The 19,223-nt window shown below is 35.4% G+C and carries 19 protein-coding genes; 5 read left to right on the top strand and 14 right to left on the bottom strand.

The genetic code is table 11. From position 1 onward, the window contains the following. The first annotated feature begins 19 nt into the window (after nt 1-19). The 4 genes from msbA to kdsB are packed head-to-tail and all read left to right on the top strand — an operon-like array spanning nt 20 to nt 3,698. Nucleotides 20-1,774: a lipid A export permease/ATP-binding protein MsbA gene (gene msbA, locus FIT61_RS04855; RefSeq protein ID WP_139883594.1), complete on the top strand. Its 1,755-nt coding sequence runs from the start codon at nt 20-22 to the stop codon at nt 1,772-1,774. 4 nt (nt 1,775-1,778) lie between these two features. Then, the gene (gene lpxK / locus FIT61_RS04850) at nt 1,779-2,774 is read left to right on the top strand and encodes a tetraacyldisaccharide 4'-kinase (protein ID WP_244925185.1); all 996 of its coding nucleotides are present in this window, start codon (nt 1,779-1,781) and stop codon (nt 2,772-2,774) included. After that, nucleotides 2,767-2,949 carry a Trm112 family protein gene (locus tag FIT61_RS04845; RefSeq protein ID WP_139883593.1) on the top strand — a complete coding sequence of 61 codons (183 nt, stop codon included), beginning with the start codon at nt 2,767-2,769 and terminating at the stop codon, nt 2,947-2,949. Before lpxK ends, FIT61_RS04845 begins: the two co-directional genes overlap by 8 nt. After that, a complete protein-coding gene (kdsB, locus tag FIT61_RS04840) occupies nt 2,946-3,698 on the top strand; it encodes a 3-deoxy-manno-octulosonate cytidylyltransferase (RefSeq protein ID WP_139883590.1) in 753 nt (250 codons plus the stop codon). Before FIT61_RS04845 ends, kdsB begins: the two co-directional genes overlap by 4 nt. On the opposite strand, the gene FIT61_RS04835 is transcribed toward kdsB, so the two are convergent. Genes FIT61_RS04835 through sucC form a run of 5 tightly spaced genes read right to left on the bottom strand, consistent with a single transcriptional unit; the run spans nt 3,691 to nt 8,639 of the window. Beyond that, on the bottom strand, nt 3,691-4,029 hold the full coding sequence (locus FIT61_RS04835) for a P-II family nitrogen regulator (RefSeq protein WP_139873662.1): 339 nt from the start codon (nt 4,027-4,029) through the stop codon (nt 3,691-3,693). The two genes, kdsB and FIT61_RS04835, sit on opposite strands and share 8 nt — an antisense overlap. Nucleotides 4,030-4,051: 22 nt before the next feature. Next, nucleotides 4,052-5,647 (bottom strand): NAD+ synthase, encoded by a 1,596-nt coding sequence (locus FIT61_RS04830; RefSeq protein ID WP_139883588.1) that lies wholly within the window; start codon nt 5,645-5,647, stop codon nt 4,052-4,054. 5 nt (nt 5,648-5,652) lie between these two features. Further along, nucleotides 5,653-6,558: an ankyrin repeat domain-containing protein gene (locus FIT61_RS04825; protein WP_244925184.1), complete on the bottom strand. Its 906-nt coding sequence runs from the start codon at nt 6,556-6,558 to the stop codon at nt 5,653-5,655. A 44-nt stretch (nt 6,559-6,602) separates the two neighbouring features. Continuing rightward, nucleotides 6,603-7,475: a succinate--CoA ligase subunit alpha gene (sucD, locus tag FIT61_RS04820; RefSeq protein WP_139883585.1), complete on the bottom strand. Its 873-nt coding sequence runs from the start codon at nt 7,473-7,475 to the stop codon at nt 6,603-6,605. Then, entirely contained in the window at nt 7,476-8,639 is a 1,164-nt protein-coding gene (gene sucC / locus FIT61_RS04815; protein ID WP_139883583.1) for an ADP-forming succinate--CoA ligase subunit beta, read from the bottom strand. A gap of 124 nt (nt 8,640-8,763) precedes the next feature. Here sucC and serB point away from each other — a divergent pair, with 124 nt between their 5' ends. Then, complete coding sequence (serB, locus tag FIT61_RS04810; protein WP_139883581.1) at nt 8,764-9,609, top strand: phosphoserine phosphatase SerB; 846 nt, start codon at nt 8,764-8,766, stop codon at nt 9,607-9,609. On the opposite strand, the gene FIT61_RS04805 is transcribed toward serB, so the two are convergent. The 9 genes from FIT61_RS04805 to FIT61_RS04765 form a co-directional block, all read right to left on the bottom strand. Continuing rightward, the gene (locus FIT61_RS04805) at nt 9,606-10,385 is read right to left on the bottom strand and encodes a ferritin-like domain-containing protein (protein ID WP_139883579.1); all 780 of its coding nucleotides are present in this window, start codon (nt 10,383-10,385) and stop codon (nt 9,606-9,608) included. The two genes, serB and FIT61_RS04805, sit on opposite strands and share 4 nt — an antisense overlap. 11 nt (nt 10,386-10,396) lie before the next feature. Then, a complete protein-coding gene (locus FIT61_RS04800; RefSeq protein ID WP_139883577.1) occupies nt 10,397-11,230 on the bottom strand; it encodes an SMP-30/gluconolactonase/LRE family protein in 834 nt (277 codons plus the stop codon). Between the two features lie 21 nt (nt 11,231-11,251). Then, the gene (locus tag FIT61_RS04795; protein WP_139883576.1) at nt 11,252-11,737 is read right to left on the bottom strand and encodes an ankyrin repeat domain-containing protein; all 486 of its coding nucleotides are present in this window, start codon (nt 11,735-11,737) and stop codon (nt 11,252-11,254) included. A gap of 18 nt (nt 11,738-11,755) precedes the next feature. Then, the gene (gene purL / locus FIT61_RS04790; protein WP_139883574.1) at nt 11,756-15,643 is read right to left on the bottom strand and encodes a phosphoribosylformylglycinamidine synthase; all 3,888 of its coding nucleotides are present in this window, start codon (nt 15,641-15,643) and stop codon (nt 11,756-11,758) included. 85 nt (nt 15,644-15,728) lie between these two features. After that, the gene (gene feoB / locus FIT61_RS04785) at nt 15,729-17,519 is read right to left on the bottom strand and encodes a ferrous iron transport protein B (RefSeq protein WP_139883572.1); all 1,791 of its coding nucleotides are present in this window, start codon (nt 17,517-17,519) and stop codon (nt 15,729-15,731) included. Then, entirely contained in the window at nt 17,516-17,749 is a 234-nt protein-coding gene (locus FIT61_RS04780; RefSeq protein ID WP_139883570.1) for a FeoA family protein, read from the bottom strand. The genes feoB and FIT61_RS04780 overlap by 4 nt, the downstream gene beginning before the upstream one ends. Nucleotides 17,750-17,836: 87 nt before the next feature. Next, on the bottom strand, nt 17,837-18,631 hold the full coding sequence (locus FIT61_RS04775; RefSeq protein WP_139883568.1) for a peptidylprolyl isomerase: 795 nt from the start codon (nt 18,629-18,631) through the stop codon (nt 17,837-17,839). A gap of 37 nt (nt 18,632-18,668) precedes the next feature. After that, on the bottom strand, nt 18,669-18,917 hold the full coding sequence (locus FIT61_RS04770; RefSeq protein WP_139883566.1) for a BolA family protein: 249 nt from the start codon (nt 18,915-18,917) through the stop codon (nt 18,669-18,671). Nucleotides 18,918-18,923: 6 nt separating this feature from the next. Continuing rightward, complete coding sequence (locus tag FIT61_RS04765; RefSeq protein ID WP_139873648.1) at nt 18,924-19,223, bottom strand: YciI family protein; 300 nt, start codon at nt 19,221-19,223, stop codon at nt 18,924-18,926.

The following is a 19,223-nucleotide window of genomic DNA, read 5'->3' as shown; positions in this document are numbered from 1 at the left end:
TTAGTTTTTTCTTGGCCTAATGTCAAAAAATATTAAAAAAATAACTTCATCACAGTCTATTAATCTTAAGTATCTTTACAAAAGACTTTTTAAATATACTTGGCAACATAAGATTATTTTATTCTTAAGTTTTATCTCGCTAGTTGTTTTGTCCTTAACTAATGCAGCATTTTTAGCCACTATAAAAAAGATTACAGATCACGGATTTGGATCTGATTCTGGACATAAACAAGTTTCCTTGACGCTTCTTTTGCTTCTGGTAATGTTTATAAGAGCATTGTCAGGATTATTTTCAAGTTATTTTTTAAAATCAATTTCAATGAGAACTGTTGAAAGTATTAGATGTGATCTTTTTAAGAAAATTATGATGTTACCAGTTAATTTTTTTGATAAAAATTCTTCAAGTCACATCGTTTCTAAAATAACTAATGATGTTCAGCAGCTTTCAGAGCTCATTACAGATATTGGTTTTTATTTTATTAAGGACGGATTAAGTGTTATTGGGATTATCTCTTACATGATTTATTTGGACTGGAAACTTACCTTAACATTCTTTTTATTGGCCCCTTTGCTTACTTATTATTTAAGGATGATGTCACCCAGGTTGAGAAATGCTGGGACCATTTCCCAGCGTGCCATGGGGGAACTCACAATGTCTTCAGATGAAGCCATTTCAGGCCAAAGAATTGTTAAAATTTTTGGCTCAAATAAATATGAAATTAGTCGATTTACTAAGATTTCTGAAAAAATAAGAAAAGCACAAACTAAGCTTGTAAGAATAAGTGCATTAAATTCTTTCACGGTTGAAGTTTTGGCGGGTATTGCATTATCTGGTATTGCTTTTTATTCCTTTGGTAAACTATCCGCAGGGCAATTTGCTGCTTTTTTTGGGGCTTTGCTAATGATTATTTCCCCAATTAGGAGCCTAACTTTAATAAATGATAAAGTTCAAATTGCTATTGCAGCTGCAAGAAGCGTATTCGGATTGATGGATGAAGCTTCCGAGATCGATCGAGGCTCAAAATCTATCAAGCGCGCAAAAGGATATATAAAAATATCTGATTTAACATTCAAATATCATGATAGTAAACATAATATTCTTGAAGGTATTAATTTAAATATTAAGCCCGGGGAAAAAGTAGCGCTTGTTGGCAAATCAGGCGGAGGGAAAACAACGCTAATTAATTTACTGCCCAGATTTTATGAAATTGAACAGGGCCAAATATCATTAGATGGTATTAATATTAAAGATCTCAAGTTAAGAAATTTGCGAAGTCAGTTTTCCTTAGTGAGTCAAGATACGATTTTATTTAATGACACTATTATGAATAATATAGCTTATGGTGCCGCAGATCGATTGGTAAATAAAGAAGAGGTAAAAAAAGCTGCTATAGCAGCTAACGCATGGGAGTTTATTGAGCCTCTTGAAAATCAATTAGACCACGAAATTGGGGATAGAGGTTTGCGATTATCAGGGGGGCAGCGCCAAAGAATTGCAATTGCCCGTGCAATTTTAAAAAATGCACCTATATTGCTCCTCGATGAAGCTACATCTGCGCTCGACTCTCATTCTGAAAAATATGTTCAGTTAGCTCTAGACAATTTAATGAAAAATAGAACAACTTTAGTTATTGCCCATAGACTCTCTACAATTTTAAATGCTGATCGAATCGTTGTGATTGAAAAATCAAGAGTCATTGATGTCGGGACTCACAAAGAATTGATTAGGCGCTGTAAGCATTATGCAGTACTCTACAAAAAAGGGCTAAAGTAATATTTTGATTGCATACGAAGAAGTTCTCTCTAAAATACATTACTCAAAAAGCCCAGCTTCTTTATTGCTTCTTCCTTTATCAGCAATATTTTTTTTAATATCTTATGCTAGAAAATATCTTTACCAATTTAATTTTCTAAAATCTTACAAATTAAAAGTCCCTGTGGTTGTTGTAGGAAACATTACGCTCGGTGGGACAGGGAAAACCCCTTTAGTTATCCATCTTGCAAATGAATTGAAAAAAAATGGATATCATCCCGGTATAGTAAGCAGAGGATATGGCTCCAAAGTAATAGATGCTGCTGAAGTTAATCCAAAAAGCAATACAGATGAGGTAGGGGACGAGCCGATTTTGATCCAAAAGCGTACCCGTATGCCAGTTTTTGTTTCAAAAGATAGAGTGATGGCAGCAAAAGCACTTATTAAGAAGTATAAAAAAATAGACGTCATTTTATCTGACGACGGCATTCAGCATTATCGTTTAATGCGCGATGTAGAAGTAATAGTAATTGATGGTACTAGGAAATTTGGAAATGGATATCTTTTGCCAGCAGGACCGCTAAGAGAGTCTATATATAAGTTAAATGATGTAGATATCATTGTATGCAATCATAAAAAAGTGATAGATGGCAGTTACCTCATGAAATATAAGAGAGAGGTTTTAATAAATCTAAAGACCAATCAAGAGATTTCATTAAATAAGATTCGCTTAAGGAATATTCATGCCATAGCTGGCATAGGGAATCCAGATCTATTTTTTAATGATCTTAAATCGCTTGGTTTAGTATTTGATAGTTCCGCCTATAAAGATCATTATCGATTTACAAAAAAAGATTTTAAAACTATGGATGATAAGAATATTATAATGACTGAGAAAGATGCTGTGAAATGCGAGAAGTTTGCTCAAGATAACTTTTGGTATTTGCCAGTTTCTGCCGAAATAAATTCGAAGTTTATCGACGTTATTTTAAAAAAGTTGAAGCATATAAGCCATGGATAAAAATCTACTAAAAATCTTAGTTTGCCCAGTAACCAAAGGCCCATTAATTTATAAAAAAGATCAGAATGAGCTCATATCAAAGTCTGCCAAGCTTGCTTATCCTATTAAAGACGGTATTCCTATTTTGCTTGAGAGTGAAGCGAGGCTGCTTAAAGATAATGAAGATTATTCATGACTTTTAAAATTATTATTCCAGCGAGATACCAAAGCAGTCGTTTAGAGGGAAAACCTCTTTTGGATATCGGTGGCATCCCAATGGTCATTCATGTTGTGCAACAATCATTAAAAAGCAAGTCTAATGAGGTTGTGGTTGCAACTGACGACCAAAAGATTTTTGATGTTGTTGAAAATTTTGGTTACAAAGCAATCATGACTAATGTCAATCATAAATCTGGCACCGACCGTGTAGTAGAGGTCGTTAACTTAATGGGTTGGTCAGATAATGAGATTATTGTGAATGTGCAAGGTGATGAACCTCTTATCAATCCTTTATTAATTAATCAGGTTGCTGAATATTTGGAAAATAAAAAAGACATTTTTGTTTCTACGGCGTGCCATTCCATCTCAGATTATAATGATTTTATTAATCCAAATAACGTCAAAGTCGTATTAGATAAAAATTCTCAAGCATTATATTTTAGTAGAGCGCCCATTCCTTTTCCGAGAGATGAATTCACTCAAAAGATCATAGGAAAGCAAGGATTCTATAAACATATTGGTATCTATGCTTACCGAGTCAAGTTTTTAAAAGGCTATAAGGATATAGGGCAGGCTGAATTAGAAGATATTGAAAAGTTAGAACAACTTAGAATTCTATATGCAGGACACAAAATTGGTGTTGTGGCATCAACTGTCATTCCAATGACAGGCGTTGATACACTTGAAGACCTAGAAAAAGTAAGAAAGTTATTTCTAATTAAATAGCAGATTCGCCTGTTTCGCCCGTTCTAATTCTTACCACTTCTTCGATATTACTGACAAAAATTTTGCCATCACCAATTTTGCCTGTATGTGCGGCAGTTGATATTGCTTCAATCACTTTTTTAACCATTTTGTCTGAAACGATAATATCTAATTTGATTTTAGGTAAAAAATCAATTACATATTCTGCCCCTCTGTAGAGTTCCGTATGTCCTTTTTGTCTTCCAAAGCCTTTAACTTCGGTAGCCGTGATTCCATTAATACCAATTTCGGAAAGGGCTTCTCTTACTTCATCTAATTTAAATGGCTTAATAACTGCTTCAATTTTTTTCATCTATCTTCCCTCTTTGTATGCATTAATGTTTAAAGGTAATGGGGTATCTTCTGTCTTTGCCAAAAGCCCTTTTGGTAATTTTTGGACCTATTGGACTTTGGGCTCTTTTGAATTCGTTATCATTAATTAACTTTACAACGTGATTAACATTTTTACTAGAAAAACCTTTTTTTACAATAGAGTCTATAGACAAATCTTTTTCAATATAAAGCTCAATTATCTTATCAAGAATTTCATATTTAGGCAGACTATTCTGATCTAACTGATTAGGCCTAAGTTCAGCCGTTGGCGGCCTCTTAATTATTTTATTTGGAATGATAGTTGATATTGAATTTCTATAATTTGCTAATTTATAAACCCATGTTTTTGGCACATCTTTAAGAAGGGCAAAACCTCCCACCATATCGCCATATAGCGTTGAGTAACCAACAGCAGTTTCACTTTTGTTACTTGTTGATATTACAATTCCATTAAATTTATTAGATAGCGCCATTAATAAAACAGCTCTTATACGAGCCTGTATATTTTCTTCGGTAGTATCAAAAGGCTTATTTTTAAATTCACTAGACAATGTTTTTCTGAAAAGTTTAAAAATAGATTGAATATCTATTTCCTTGTAATTCACGCCAGTATTTTTAATCATTCTTCGAGACTCTGTAATACTTAATTTTGCAGTAAATTCTGAGGGCATCATAACAGCAGTAATATTTTTTTTATCAAATGTGTCGCTTGCCAACGCTAAAACTAGAGCAGAATCAATGCCACCGGATAAGCCTATAAATAGGTTTTTAAAATTATTTTTAACTACATAATCTTTGAGTGCTAATTTAAGCGCTTCATATAGATGTGCCTCCTTATGATAAGAGATTTTATGCCTATTAAATTTAATAATTGTTTTTGAAAAAACATCAATAATGGCTGTTTCTTCCTTAAAGAAGGATGATTGATGTAAGAGTTTTGCTTCTTTATTGACAACGAAAGAACCACCATCAAATATCAGCTCATCTTGGCCTCCAATTGCGTTGAGGTAGATCACAGTGGATTTAGTTTCTCTCGCTAATTTAGAAATAACTTTTATTCGGGTATTAGATTTTTCTATTTCATAAGGAGATGCATTAATTACAATAATGCTATCAACTGATTTTTTTTTGAGTAATTTGCTTGGTAAAAAACTCCAGGCATCTTCACATATTAGAAGACCAAATTTTAAATTTTTATGTGTAAAAATAAATTCTTTTTCACCTGATTTAAAATATCTATTTTCGTCAAATACACCATAGTTTGGCAGCGTTTGTTTCGAATAGGTACCTTGAATTTTTCCATTAAAAATTAAGGAGGCTGAATTATATATTTTACTATCTTTTTTTAATGGGTGCCCTACGATAACCTTTATGAAAGGTAAGGCTTTCGCAATTTTTTTTAATGCTTTTGTGCATGCATCAAGAAAATCTTCTCTTAAAACCAGATCCTCAGGCGGGTAGCCGCATATAGAAAGCTCAGGAGTAATAAATATTTCAGCTCCTTTATTAGAAGCTTCTTTGGCGCGCTTAATAATAAGGTTACTATTTTTTTCTATATCACCAACAAATGAATTTATTTGCGCTAGGGCTATTTTCATGATTTTTAGTAACCACCACCTGCATTTTTAATTAGATCAACAATTTCAGTGTTTTTAGCTTTAAGCGCGTATACAAGAGCTGTTAATCCATAACGATCCTTTGCTTTTAAATTTACTTTTGCGTCAATGAAAAGCTGAATCATTTCTTTAGATTTATTTGCTACAGCGTAATGAAGAATAGGTGTGCCATCAGAATCTTTGCGATCAATATTAGCGCCGTTTTCTATGAGGATCTTGGCGACAGGTAAGTGATTCTTTTTAGTAGCCCATGTCAGTGCTGTCCAGCTAAATTGGTCTTCATAATCAACTTTTACGCCACGTTTTATAAAGAGGGCTGCTGCGCCTGCATTACCTTCTCTGGCGGCATACATTAGAGGACTACATTTATATTTGTCTGTCATATTTGGATCGGCACCATGATCTAGTAATGTTTGAATTATTTTAATGTCACCATTTTTGGCTGCATACATTAAAACAGTTTGCCCAGCATCGTTGGTGTTATTCGGGTCAATACCGCGTTTGATTAAAAGATCTACAGTCTCGTGAAATCCTGATATAGCTGCTAATCCATATGCGCTCCATCCATCATTGTCTCTTATTTTTGGATCTGCCCCATTGTCTAATAATAATTGAGCTGATCGTACGTAGTTTTTTTTGGCTGCAAACATTAATGCAGTCCAACCATTACTTTCTGTTGCATTCACTGCCGCACCTTTTTTAATTAAAAGCGCTACAATTTTATCCATATCTTTTCTTGCAGCATACATTAGTGCTGTGACACCATCCTCATCTTTAGTATTTGGATTGCCGCCACTCTCTAGAATAGCGCTTACTGTTTCAACGTCACCTTTTGAGGCTGCCGTTAAAAGATAATTCACAGATTCTTCAGTATATGCAATTGATGCAAACAAAGAAGCAATTAAAAGGAGGAAAAAAAGAGTTTTTTTGTACAATTTTATTTTTTTAATAAAGCTTGCATGGTAAGACCCATGTCTGCAGGGGATTTTGACATGCTGACACCGACCTTCTCCAATGCATTTATTTTATCTATTGCAAGACCAGAGCCTTGAGAGATAATGGCGCCTGCATGACCCATTCGTTTTCCTTCGGGAGCTGTGATGCCGGCAATATAACCTGCGATAGGTTTTTTGATATGTTGTTTAATGTATTCAGCAGCCACTTCTTCATCCGAGCCGCCAATTTCACCGACTAAGATAATACCCTTAGTATTTTTATCTTCCTCAAACATTTGTAAGCATTCAATAAAATTAAGTCCTTTGATAGGATCTCCACCAATACCAACACATGTGCTTTGACCTAAACCAAGGGTGGTAGTTTGCTGAACAGCCTCATAAGTTAATGTACCTGATTTTGAAATAATACCAATCGATCCGGGCAAATGAATGCTGCCAGGCATAATGCCAATCTTGCATTCGCCAGGTGTAATAACACCGGGACAGTTAGGACCAATAAGCTTTGATTGATTAGCGCGTATAGCTGCCTTAACATTAATCATATCCTGAATTGGAATGCCTTCTGTAATACATACAATAATTTCAATACCTTCTTCCGAAGCCTCGATAATTGAGTCTGCGGCATAAGCAGGGGGGACATAAATTACTGAAGCATTAGCGCTAGTCATTTTAATAGCATCTCTTACTGTATTAAATACAGGTAGATTAAGATGAGATGTGCCCCCTTTACCAGGCGTAACTCCACCTACTAATTTTGTACCATAAGCGAGTGCTTGCTCTGAGTGAAAGGTGCCCTGTTTACCAGTAAAACCCTGGCAAATTACTTTGGTAGATTTATTAATAAGAATAGACATTTATTTTTTTATAAGACTAGTCGCGATAGTTGCCGCTTCAGTAAGTGAATTCGCAGCTTTGATATTTAAGCCGCTTGTTTGTAAAAGTTTCTTGCCAAGATCCACATTGGTACCTTCCAATCTCACCACTATAGGTATTTGGATGCCAACTTCTTTGACTGCTGCAATAATGCCTTCGGCAATAATATCGCAACGCATAATACCGCCAAAAATATTCACTAAAACAACTTGCACGTTATTATCATCAAGAATAATTTTAAAAGCTTTCGCAACAGTTTCAGCAGTTGCTCCACCACCGACGTCTAAAAAGTTTGCAGGCTCTCCACCATAAAGTTTAATAAGATCCATGGTAGCCATAGCAAGACCTGCGCCATTAACCATGCAGCCAATATTTCCATTAAGTGCAATATAGTTTAATCCAGCGTTAAAAGCCTCAGCTTCTTTAGAATCATTTTGTGACCAATCGCGAAGTTCGGCCAATGTTTTTTGTTTCAAAAGTGCATTGTCATCAACTGTCACTTTGCAATCGAGAGCAATTATTTTTTTATTAGAAGTAATCACGAGCGGATTAATCTCTAATAGTGCTAGATCATTTTCAATAAAGACCTTAAAAGCACTTCGAGCAAACTTAACAAAATCATTAATCATCTCATTAGGCAAACCTAATGCAAAGGCAATATTTCGAGATTGAAAGTCCATGAGGCCGTTAATTGGACTACATAGCTCTTTGATAATTTTTTCAGGATTATTTTTAGAAATTTCTTCAATTTCTATGCCGCCAGCAGAAGATGCAATGACAACGATTCTTTCTGATTGCCTATCAACCAATATAGAGAAATATAATTCTTTTTCGATGTCGCATGACTCTTCGATAAGAACTAAATTAACAGGCTGACCATCTGGCTTATTTTGATAAGTGACAAGTTTTTTATTAATAAGTGAATTTACAACTTCAGACGCCTCTTTTTTTGAATTAACAATCTTAACGCCACCTGCTTTACCTCTCCCACCTGCGTGAATTTGGGCTTTTATGACATAAGAAGAAGTTTCCAGCTCCCCTATTGATTGATCTACTTCATCTATCGACTTAATTACAATACCTTCTGGAACAGAAATACCGTATTTTGCAATTAATTGTTTGGCCTGATATTCGTGGAGATTCATGATAAAAAAGGATCTAAATAAGCATTATTTTCTATGAATTTAGGCAAACATGCTAGTTAAGAATTATATTTTCATAGCAATGTTAGAATTATTCATTTAGAGCCTTTTATCATTTATTCATTTTATGAAATTATTAATTCAATCTTCATATAGTTTCCAAAGTCATTTGGCTGAAATCTCTGAAATTTTAGACCAAGTGACAGCTTCCCCATCTAAGCTTATCAATGATAATGCTGCTATATATGATATTAGTGATGACTTATCCGGAGATTTAAAAAATCAACTTCATTTGAAAAATATAGATTTTGCAATCTTAGATAGCTACAAAGCTTTAAATGAATTTAGCTTATGTGTGATGGATATGGATTCAACACTCATATCGATTGAATGTATCGATGAAATCGCAGATATGTGCGGCAAAAAAGAAGATGTCGCTTTGATTACTAAAAGTGCCATGATGGGCGAGATTGATTTTTCACAAAGTCTCATTAAGCGAGTTTCTTTATTAGAAGGTCTAGGAGAAGAGATGCTCTTTAAGGTCATAGAAGAAAGATTAAAATTTAATGAAGGCACTCAAGCATGGGTTAAAGCTTGCCGTAAAAATAACGTCACGACAGTACTTGTTTCAGGTGGCTTTGATTATTTTGCAGATTATGTGAAGAATAAACTAGGGATTGATGTTGCTATATCTAATCAGCTTGAAATTAAAGATAAGAAACTCACAGGTAAAGTTTTAGGCCGCATTGTGAACGATGAGGTGAAGGCTCAGACAGTGCGAGATTTTCAATCTAAACTTAACATTGATAGATCAAAAACTATTGTGATTGGGGATGGAGCGAATGATTTAAAGATGTTAGCTGAAGCTCAATATAGTATCGCATATCATGCTAAGCCTATTGTTCAAGAAAAGGCACGATTTAAATTTAACCACTCAGATTTTAAAGGCGTATTAAATCTTTTTAAAATTTAAATAAGCTCTTCTTTTAAGAAGCCTGCTTTATAACGTGCTTCCTTATTTAGCTTTCCATAATTTAATTCAATATCATACTTTTTAAGCAAACTCTTATAGGTTTCATGAGGGTCTAGCTTCTGAGACTCACATGCCCAGCGATACCAAATATTGCCGATAGACACATGACGAATCTCTTCTTCATAAATGATTTGTAGAATCGATGCAATTTCATCATCTTTCTGCTGCTTAAATTTTTCAATAATAGGGGGCGTCACATCAAGACCTCTTGCTTCCATGGTTCTTGGAATAAGTGCTAAACGATGTATTAAATCGTGATGAGTTCTTTCAGCCATTTCCCAAAGGCTATTATGTACATTAAAGCTGCCATAGCTTAAACCAAATTTTTTAAGATAGTCATTAAGTAAATTGAAATGTGTCTGCTCTTCGTAGGCGACTTGAATCCAGTCAAAATAAAATTGTTCTGGAAGATTTTTAAAGCGCCAGATAATATCGAGCGCTAAATTGATTGCACTAAATTCAATATGGGCTAGCGCATGAATGAATATTAATTTCCCTTGCTGAGTCGAAGTCGATCTTTTTTCAACTAGTCTTGGCGGGACAATATTAGGTTTTGAGGGCGCGCCTGGTATATGGGAGGTGTGATGAATATCAGCTTTTGAATCAATCGTTACTCGGCGGGATGTAAAGAATTCGTATATAGCTTTAACATGATTTAATTTATCATTTAAATCGTTTGTGGCAAGAGCCTTTAGGCATTCCGCTCTTAACTCCATAATGTAATCAATTAATAAATAGGAACGATCGTAACGGAACCAGCTTTCATATCTGGTGTAATGATAGATTTTTTATCAAAAGATAGTGCTATATCAGCAGCAGCTCTAAAACCGTCTTTAAATAAACTGACTTTGTTGCCTTGTACTTTATATATTTTTCCATTTTTCCAGTCACTGACAAAGAAATTATCTCCAGATTTAACTAGACCATCTCCACCGCCAAGCGCTTCAGCAACCTTTGAAATTGATTTAGTTTTCAAATTAATTTTGTATAAAATGCCACTTGAAAAATCCACTTCATAAAGATCATTTTTAACAACCCAAAGACCATTAGGCGCAAGAATTTCAGGCAAATTTTCATTAAGTACTAAAGTAATTTTTTTGTCCTTAGCAATTTTAAAAATGGCGCCACCTGATTTAAGATTGCCGCTATCACTCACATATAAATTGCCTGATTCATCTGAAGTAATGTCATTTAGAAAAATAGGTGTTTGTGGAAATGCCATGGTACTTCCGAATACACTCCATTTACCATCCGCCTCAACTTTCAACACTCTATTTTTATCTGTTACATACAAAGACTTACCAATAAAAATTAACCCTTTAGGGTCATCCATGCCATTTGCAAATGTTGAAAGTTTTCCATCGATTGAAATACGTGTAATTTTTCCATCACCATCTTTATTAAATTCACCAATCTCAGAGACATAAATGTCACCTTTGGCATCTTGAACCACTGATTCAGGACTTACAAAACCTGAGATTGTATTTAATGATTCATGCGCTTTTAAAGTGACACTTACGAGCGCTGATAATAGAAATAAAGAAACACGTAAATTTTTCATAATTTTTTTAGAGAGCCTTAATTAAAGACACTTTTCATCACAGCCCTCTTCACTTACGCCCAACGAAAGAAGCAAGTCTACCATTTTTGCATCACCTTTCTCTTTAACAACACGAACGATAGATACGCCACCTTTCATTTTTTTATTGATATCAGCTCCCTTAGAAGCAAGGTATTTGACAATTTCTGTTCTACCGTCAAAAGCAGCGTGATGAAAAGCATTCATTTTAGTAAGTGGGTGAGTGTAATTAATGTCTGCACCGTGATCTGCTAAGTATTTGAGTGTTTGAAATTGACCTTTAGAGGCTGCCATGAGAAGCGGGCTCCATGCGAAATAAGTTGAATTGACATCTACTTTTTTGACTTCAATATATTTTTTAACGATTGGTAATTTACCTTCATTCACGGCGCCTGCAAATTCGATTTCTTCTGCATCAGTTAGTGCAAAAAGCTGCATCGAGAAAGTAAGCAAAATTAATGTAAGTGTTGTTTTTAAAAATTTATTCATAAAGAGTGATTCTTTCGTTTAGTTAAAAAATTGATAAGCATTGGTAAACATTTTATACCATGGCGCTAATCCATCCCAGGCTTCAGGATGCCAAGAGTTTTGTATTGCTCTATAAACCCTCTCGGGATGAGGCATCATAATAGAAAACCGTCCATTTTCCGAAGTAAATCCAGTAATTCCTTCAGGAGACCCATTTGGATTCATCGGATAGATAGAAGTTCCCTTATGGTAATTATCAACATAGCGAAGTGTTGCAAGTTGATGATTTAAAACATCATTCATCTGATTCTGGGTTTGATATTCTGTAAAGCCTTCACCATGCGCTACAGCAATTGGAAGTATTGCGCCATTCATATCATTAAAGAATATTGAATTAGATTTAAGAATTTCGACAGACACAAATCTTGCTTCAAATTGTTCAGATTTATTTTTTATAAAATGAGGCCATAAGGCAGACCCTGGAATAATTTCTTTCAAGTTACTCATCATTTGGCAACCATTACAAATGCCAAGTGCTATCGTGTCGGTTCTTGAGAAAAAGTCTTCAAAAGCATCACGAGTTTTTGAATTAAACAAAATAGATTTAGCCCAGCCTTCACCTGCGCCTAATACATCGCCATATGAAAAACCGCCACATGCAACGAGCGCTGAAAAATCAGTTAAAGATTTTCGACCCTCAATAATATCTGACATGTGAACATCATGCGCCTCAAATCCTGCAGTCGAAAATGCAGATGCCATTTCAACATGACCATTAACGCCTTGCTCTCTTAAGATAGCTATCTTAGGTTTTGTTTTTTTGATTGCAAAAGATTGGGGAATTTCAAAATCAAATTTTGGATTTAACCCCGGATCAAAATCATCTGAAATTTTAGAAAACTCTTCTAAAGCGCATACTGGATTATCTCGCATAGATTGTATTTTGTATGATGTTTCAGTCCATGCGCTTTGTAAGCTTGACCTTGTATCTTCAAAGACAGTTTTATTTTGATATTTGATGTGAATGATTTGATCTAAGTTGACAGATCCAATTAAGAAGGCATTTTGATTTAAAGTGGCATTAATTTTTGTAAGTGCATTTGAGATATGTTCTTTCTTAATTTGAATGACAGCACCTAACTCTTCATTGAATAGAATAGCTTTAATATCAGGTCCACACGCGGTTAAATCAATATCTAAACCACAACGCCCTGCAAAAGCCATTTCAGTTAAAGTAGCAAGGAGCCCACCATCTGATCTATCATGATAAGCCTCAATCATATTTTCATCTTTCAATGTTTGAATCACATGAAAGAATGCTTTAAGAGTTTTTGCGTCATCAAGATTTGGTGGTATATCGCCTACTTCATTAAACACCAAGTTAAATGATGAAGCACCTAATCGATTCTTGCCTAAACCCAGGTCGATATAAATAAGGCCACTTTCCTTAAGATTTCTATTAAGTGAAGGCGTTAACGTTTTTCTAGCATCAAAGACAGGTGCAAACGCGCTTACGATAAGCGATACAGGCGAAACAACAGTTTTTTCTTTTTTGTTCTCAAGCCAAGCTGTCTTCATGGACATAGAATCTTTACCTACAGGAATACTAATACCTAAATCAGGGCAAAGATGCATACCGATTTCTTCAACAGCATCAAATAAAGCAGCATCTTCACCTTCATGCCCTGCAGATGCCATCCAATTAGCTGATAATTTAATATCTTCTAAATGATGAATGGATGCTGCGGATAAATTGGTAATCGCTTCACCTAAGGCCATACGAACAGAGGCTTTAGCATCAATCATTGCAATAGGTGTTTTTTCACCAATAGCAAAAGCTTCACCTACGTTACTATCAAAAGATGATAAAGCGACGGCGACATCAGCAACAGGAACTTGCCAAGGACCTACAAGCTGATCCCTTGCAATTAATCCTGTCACTGATCGATCGCCGATATGAATCAGGAACATTTTGTTTGCAACAGCAGGGTATCTTAAAACACGATATGCTGCGTCTTGGATATTAATATTTTCTGTATTGACAGATTTAACTGTTCTTTCTTTTCTCTTCACATTTCGTGTCATCTTAGGCGGCTTTCCTAAGAGGATAGATAAATCCATATGGACTGCATCTTTTTTAAGGAGACTATCTTCGACAATAAGTTGTTTGTCTTCTTTTGCAGTACCTACAATTGCAAATGGACATCTTTCTCGTTCGCAAAGCGCTTTAAATAAATCCAGATCTTTTTCTTTGATAGCTAATACATAACGCTCTTGAGCTTCATTACACCAAAGCTCGCGTGGCGACATACTTGGCTCTTCATTATTAATTGCACGTAATTGAAAAATCGCACCTACGCCACCATCATTCACTAATTCAGGAAATGCATTTGATAAACCACCAGCGCCTACATCATGAATACTTAAGATAGGATTTTGATCACCTAATTGCCAGCATCGATCAATCACTTCTTGAGCTCTTCTTTGCAATTCAGGATTGCCACGTTGTACAGAATCGAAATCTAAATTTTCTTCATTGAATCCAGTGCCCATACTTGAGGCAGCGCCACCACCTAAACCGATAAGCATCGCAGGACCCCCTAATTGAATAAGAAGGGCGCTTGGTGGAATCGCATGTTTTTTTGTATGAATATCATTAATACTGCCAATGCCACCTGCCAACATAATGGGCTTATGAAAACCTTTTATCTCATTGCCGTGTTGGATTTCTAATGTTCTAAAATAGCCTGCAATATTGGGTCTGCCAAATTCATTGTTATATGAAGCGCCTCCAATGGGACCGTCGATCATAATTTGAAGTGCTGATGATATGCGCGAAGGGGCGCCATAGCTATCTTTTTCCCAAGGCTGAATAAATTCAGGAATGCGAAGATTAGATACTGAAAACCCTGTGAGACCGGCTTTAGGTTTCGAGCCTCTTCCTGTTGCACCTTCATCTCTAATCTCACCGCCTGCGCCAGTCGCGGCGCCAGAGAAGGGGGAAATTGCTGTTGGATGATTATGCGTTTCTACCTTCATAATAAAGTGAGTGAGTTCTTCATGATCACAATAAATACCATTTTGATTTGGATAAAAGCGATTGATTTTAGGACCCTCTATAATAGAAGAATTATCGGAGTAAGCCACAATCGTATTGCCAGGATGTAACTGATGCGTATTTTTAATCATGCCGAAAAGTGATTTAGATTGCGTCTTGCCATCTATAACCCAATCGGCATTAAATATTTTATGGCGACAATGTTCTGAATTTGCTTGAGCAAACATCATGAGTTCTACATCTGTAGGATTTCTTTTGATAGAAGTGAAGTAATTAAATAAATAATCGATTTCATCTTCAGATAAAGCAAGCCCGAGTTTTTTATTGAAATCATTTAAGACTTGTTTCCCACCTTCAATTATTTCTGCATACTGGATCGGTTTTGGAGGTAAATGAGAAAAAAGAGATTGAGCATCATCAAGATTAAAAATTGAAACTTCTGTCATGCGATCATGAAGTGATAAGGAAAGTGCTTTTTTTTCATTTTCGGATAATAAAGTTTCATTTTTTAACTCAATATAAACAGCAACAGCTCTCTCGATACGTTTGATGTCAGAAAGTCCGCAATGATTTGCAATATCAGTAGCTCTTGAAGCCCAGGGTGATATGGTGCCCGGACGCGGCATAGTGATAATTACATTATGTTTAAATGTTAAGGTTTGAGCCTTAGGGCCGTAATGCAGAATTTTTTTTAAGGTCGCTTTATGTGTTTCTGTGATTTTTTTTTCACACCATATGATATGAATATATTCAGAATGAATATCTTTGATCTGATTATTAATTGTTTGAAGTTTTCCAAGAAGCTTTTCTTTTCTAAACTTTGAGTAAGCTGGACCACCAGCAATATGAATAATTTCTTGGCTTTGCATGTTTTGGGTAGTGTTTTAAGACGTTACTTTAAGCTTATGATTTTAACAGAAGCTATTTTTTTAAACCTTGTTAATTTTTAACAAATTAACTAGAAAAGTAGAGTGAGGTTTGATAGAAAATAAAGCTAAAAACCCATGCCAGAAGAAGTGCCCATGAAACTGAATAAATCACAAATGAAAGGTTTTTGGATTCATTTTTAAGGGTTGCGATCGTAGAAAGGCAAGGAGTATAAATGAGGGTAAAAATCATAAAGCTAATAGCCTGAATTTGAGTCACATTACTATAAAGATGATGGGCTAAAGCTGTGCCCTCTGCGCCGTAAATTACAGCTAAGGCGCCAATGACAATTTCTTTGGCAATAAAACCAAAAATGAGGGCAATCACCAATTGTTCATTAATGCCAATGGGTTGGAAAATAGGGGATAACCATTTACCTAATTGGCCAGAATACGTGAGTTCACTCGCAATCGGCACATCCATTGGGAAATGCGTTAACGCCCAAACAAGAAGCACGCCAATAATAATAAATTTGGTAGCGCGCGTTAGAAAATGTTTAATTTCAAGCACGCTCCTTTTGATAATGTGATTCATCGTTGGAAAGCGATAGGGGGGCAATTCAATAATAATAGGTTCTTTGTTTTTGAATTGATTTTTAAAGATAAGCGCTGAAATAAAGATCGTGAAAAAACTTAATAAATAAAGACAGAAAAGTACCAGTGGCCCGTATTTGGCGTTAAAGAGCGCTGTAATAATAAATAAAAATACTTGGAGTCTTGCTGAGCATAATGAAAATGGAATCACAAACATCGTTAAAAGACGAAGTTCTTTTGTACGCATAATTTTAGTACCCATGAGAGCCGGCACATTGCATCCAAAACCCATAAGCATCATCACAAAACCTCTTCCATCCAAGCCTATTTTTTCCATCAAAGCGTCCATCAAAAATGCAGCTCTTGAAAAATAACCACTATCTTCTACAACACTCATGATGAGGAAGAAAAGAATAATAATGGGCGCAAAAGCAGCTATGGTTGTGACCCCTAAATAGAGACCATCTAAGAGGAGGCTTTGAAAAATACCATGATGATTTGTAAATAAAGGCTCAAGATAATCTGCTCTAAAGAAATTGAAGAATTGAGCCATTAAATCTTGAATAGGTTTGCCTAGCGTGAAGATAAACTGAAAAATAGAAAACACAATAATAAAAAAAATGGGCAGACCCCAGAAGGGATTCAAAAAGAGTGCGTCTAGTTTTTTTGTATTCTTGTCGTTAAGTTTAGTTGGATATTTAACAGTCAATTTAATTAAACTTTGAATCGTTTTTTGATGAGATATTTGATCAGATGAATTTAATGGACTAATTTTTTTAATGGGTGTGGCGACTTTTTGACTCATTAGTTGAGAAGATGCTTTTAAAAGTTCAGTCATACCTTCGCCGAATTTAGCACTAGTTTTAACCACAGGCGTTTTAAGTTTTTTCTCTAACAATGGCGCGTTAATAGTGATACCCATTTTTTTTGCTTCGTCATGCATATTGAGAGCTATTACACAGGGGATATGAAGCTTTTGAAGTTGTAATAACAATGAAAGTTGTCGCTCAATTTGAGCGCTACATAAGACAACAATCGCTAAATCAATCTTGTTATGATTGATAAAGCTTTGTACAATTTTTTCATCTTCAGATAAACCTTGAAGGTCATATATGCCTGGTAAGTCAACGAGTTCAGCCATATGGCCGCCTAGTATTGTTTTCACCACATGAAGGTCTACAGTAATGCCAGGCCAATTACCGATGCGCGCAGAGGAGCCGCTTAAGCGATTAAACAGAGTCGACTTGCCCGTATTTGGCATGCCTAAGAGAGCAATACGCTTCATAGGGCAGATGAGTTAATTTGAATGAGCGATGCTTCTTGTTCCCGAATCATGAGCTCAGTGGTATCAATCATGATATGAAAAGGACCTTTAAGTGGCGCCTTTCTTAAGATGGTGATTTTTTTGCCGCATCTCAACCCCATGGCATTGAGCCTTTGAATAAGCAAGCGATCCATATCAAGCTTTTGGATAATACCGCTCTGGCCTTCTGACAATTCTAATAAAGTGGTCATAGTTATCTAAATGATAATGATTCTTATTATTATATACAAAAAAGCCTGCGTAACGCAGGCTTTAGCTGACTCCTAAGATGGATTTCTTTATTTGCGGTTATCAACAATCTTAGCTTTTGCTTTAAGATCTGTTACAAGCTTATCAAGTTGTTTTTGTTGAAGTGTTTTAGTTAAACCTTCTTTTACTTTATCGAACTCAGGTGCTTGAAGTGCTCTTGTGTCTTCTAGCTTAATTACATGCCAGCCAAATTGTGTTTGAACAGGTAGGGTTGTAAAGCTACCTTTTTTAATTGAGGTAAGTGCTTCAGCAAAAGGCTTCACCATTGAGTTCGCTGGAAACCAACCCAAATCACCACCTTTATCTTTTGAACCTGGATCTTTTGATTTTTCTTTAGCTATTTTGCTAAAGTTTCCACCTTTATTAAGTTCAGTAATCACGTCTTTAGCTTCTTGCTCGCTTCCAACAAGAATATGTTTTGCATTGAATTCTTGAGTTCCCAAATCTTTTTTGTATTGTTCATACGCATTTTTAATATCAGATTCTGAAATAGGATTTTTTTGTACGTAGTTTTGTAAGAATGTGTTGTATAGCATTTCTTTACGCGCTAATTCTTCTTTCAAAAGATAGTTTGTGTCCTTGCTAAGTCCTGTTCTTTCAGCTTCTTGGTTAATAAGTTCCATAGCAATCATACGATTGACAATCATATTGTTAAGGTTGTCATCCATTTTTTGGCCGCGATTTGCAAGATCTTTCACTACAAAATCATAGAGATTCTTTTTGATAGGCTTGCCGTTCACTGTAATATTTAAATCGGCTGAATGCGCTAAAGCACCAAACTGAAAAAGTAAAATAAAGGCAAAGGTTTTGATAAAAGAAAACATTAAAGCTCCTTGATAATTAACATTGAAGAGTGATTCCTTAAGGCAAATCAGCTTTGATACTTAATGCATGAATTTTTTGAGGAATTAAATCTTTAAGCGCGTCGTAAATGATGCGATGCCTCATTATCGTTGATTTTCCTAAAAAATGCGAACTTGTAATTTCCAAATCGAAATGGCCGCCACCTGTATTGCCGCTATGTCCTTTATGAAGATCACTTAAGTCTTTAAGACTTAAGTGAGAGGGCTCTAAAAATGCTAGCCTTTCTTTAATAAGATCTTGCAACATAAATATTTAAGGAAGTGTTTTTTTGAACGGTTTTACTTCAACAGAAGCATAAACGCCTGAAGTATAAAAAGGATCTTCATGTGCCCAGCTTATCGCTTCATCTAGCGAAGTAAATTCAGCCACAATAAGACTTCCTGAAAAGCCATCTAAACCAGGATCGATCGCATCGATCGCAGGGAAAGGTCCTGCGAGAATCAGCTTTCCTTGATCTTGCAATATTTTAATGCGCGCTAAATGCGCTGGCCTTTGAGCCAATCTTTGATTGAGGCTATTTTGCTGATCTTTAGCGATGATGGCGTAAAACAT

The sequence above is a fragment of the Candidatus Methylopumilus rimovensis genome (genome assembly GCF_006364615.1).
In the GTDB taxonomy this organism is placed as follows: domain Bacteria; phylum Pseudomonadota; class Gammaproteobacteria; order Burkholderiales; family Methylophilaceae; genus Methylopumilus; species Methylopumilus rimovensis.
This window is presented reverse-complemented; position numbering and strand designations above follow the sequence as displayed.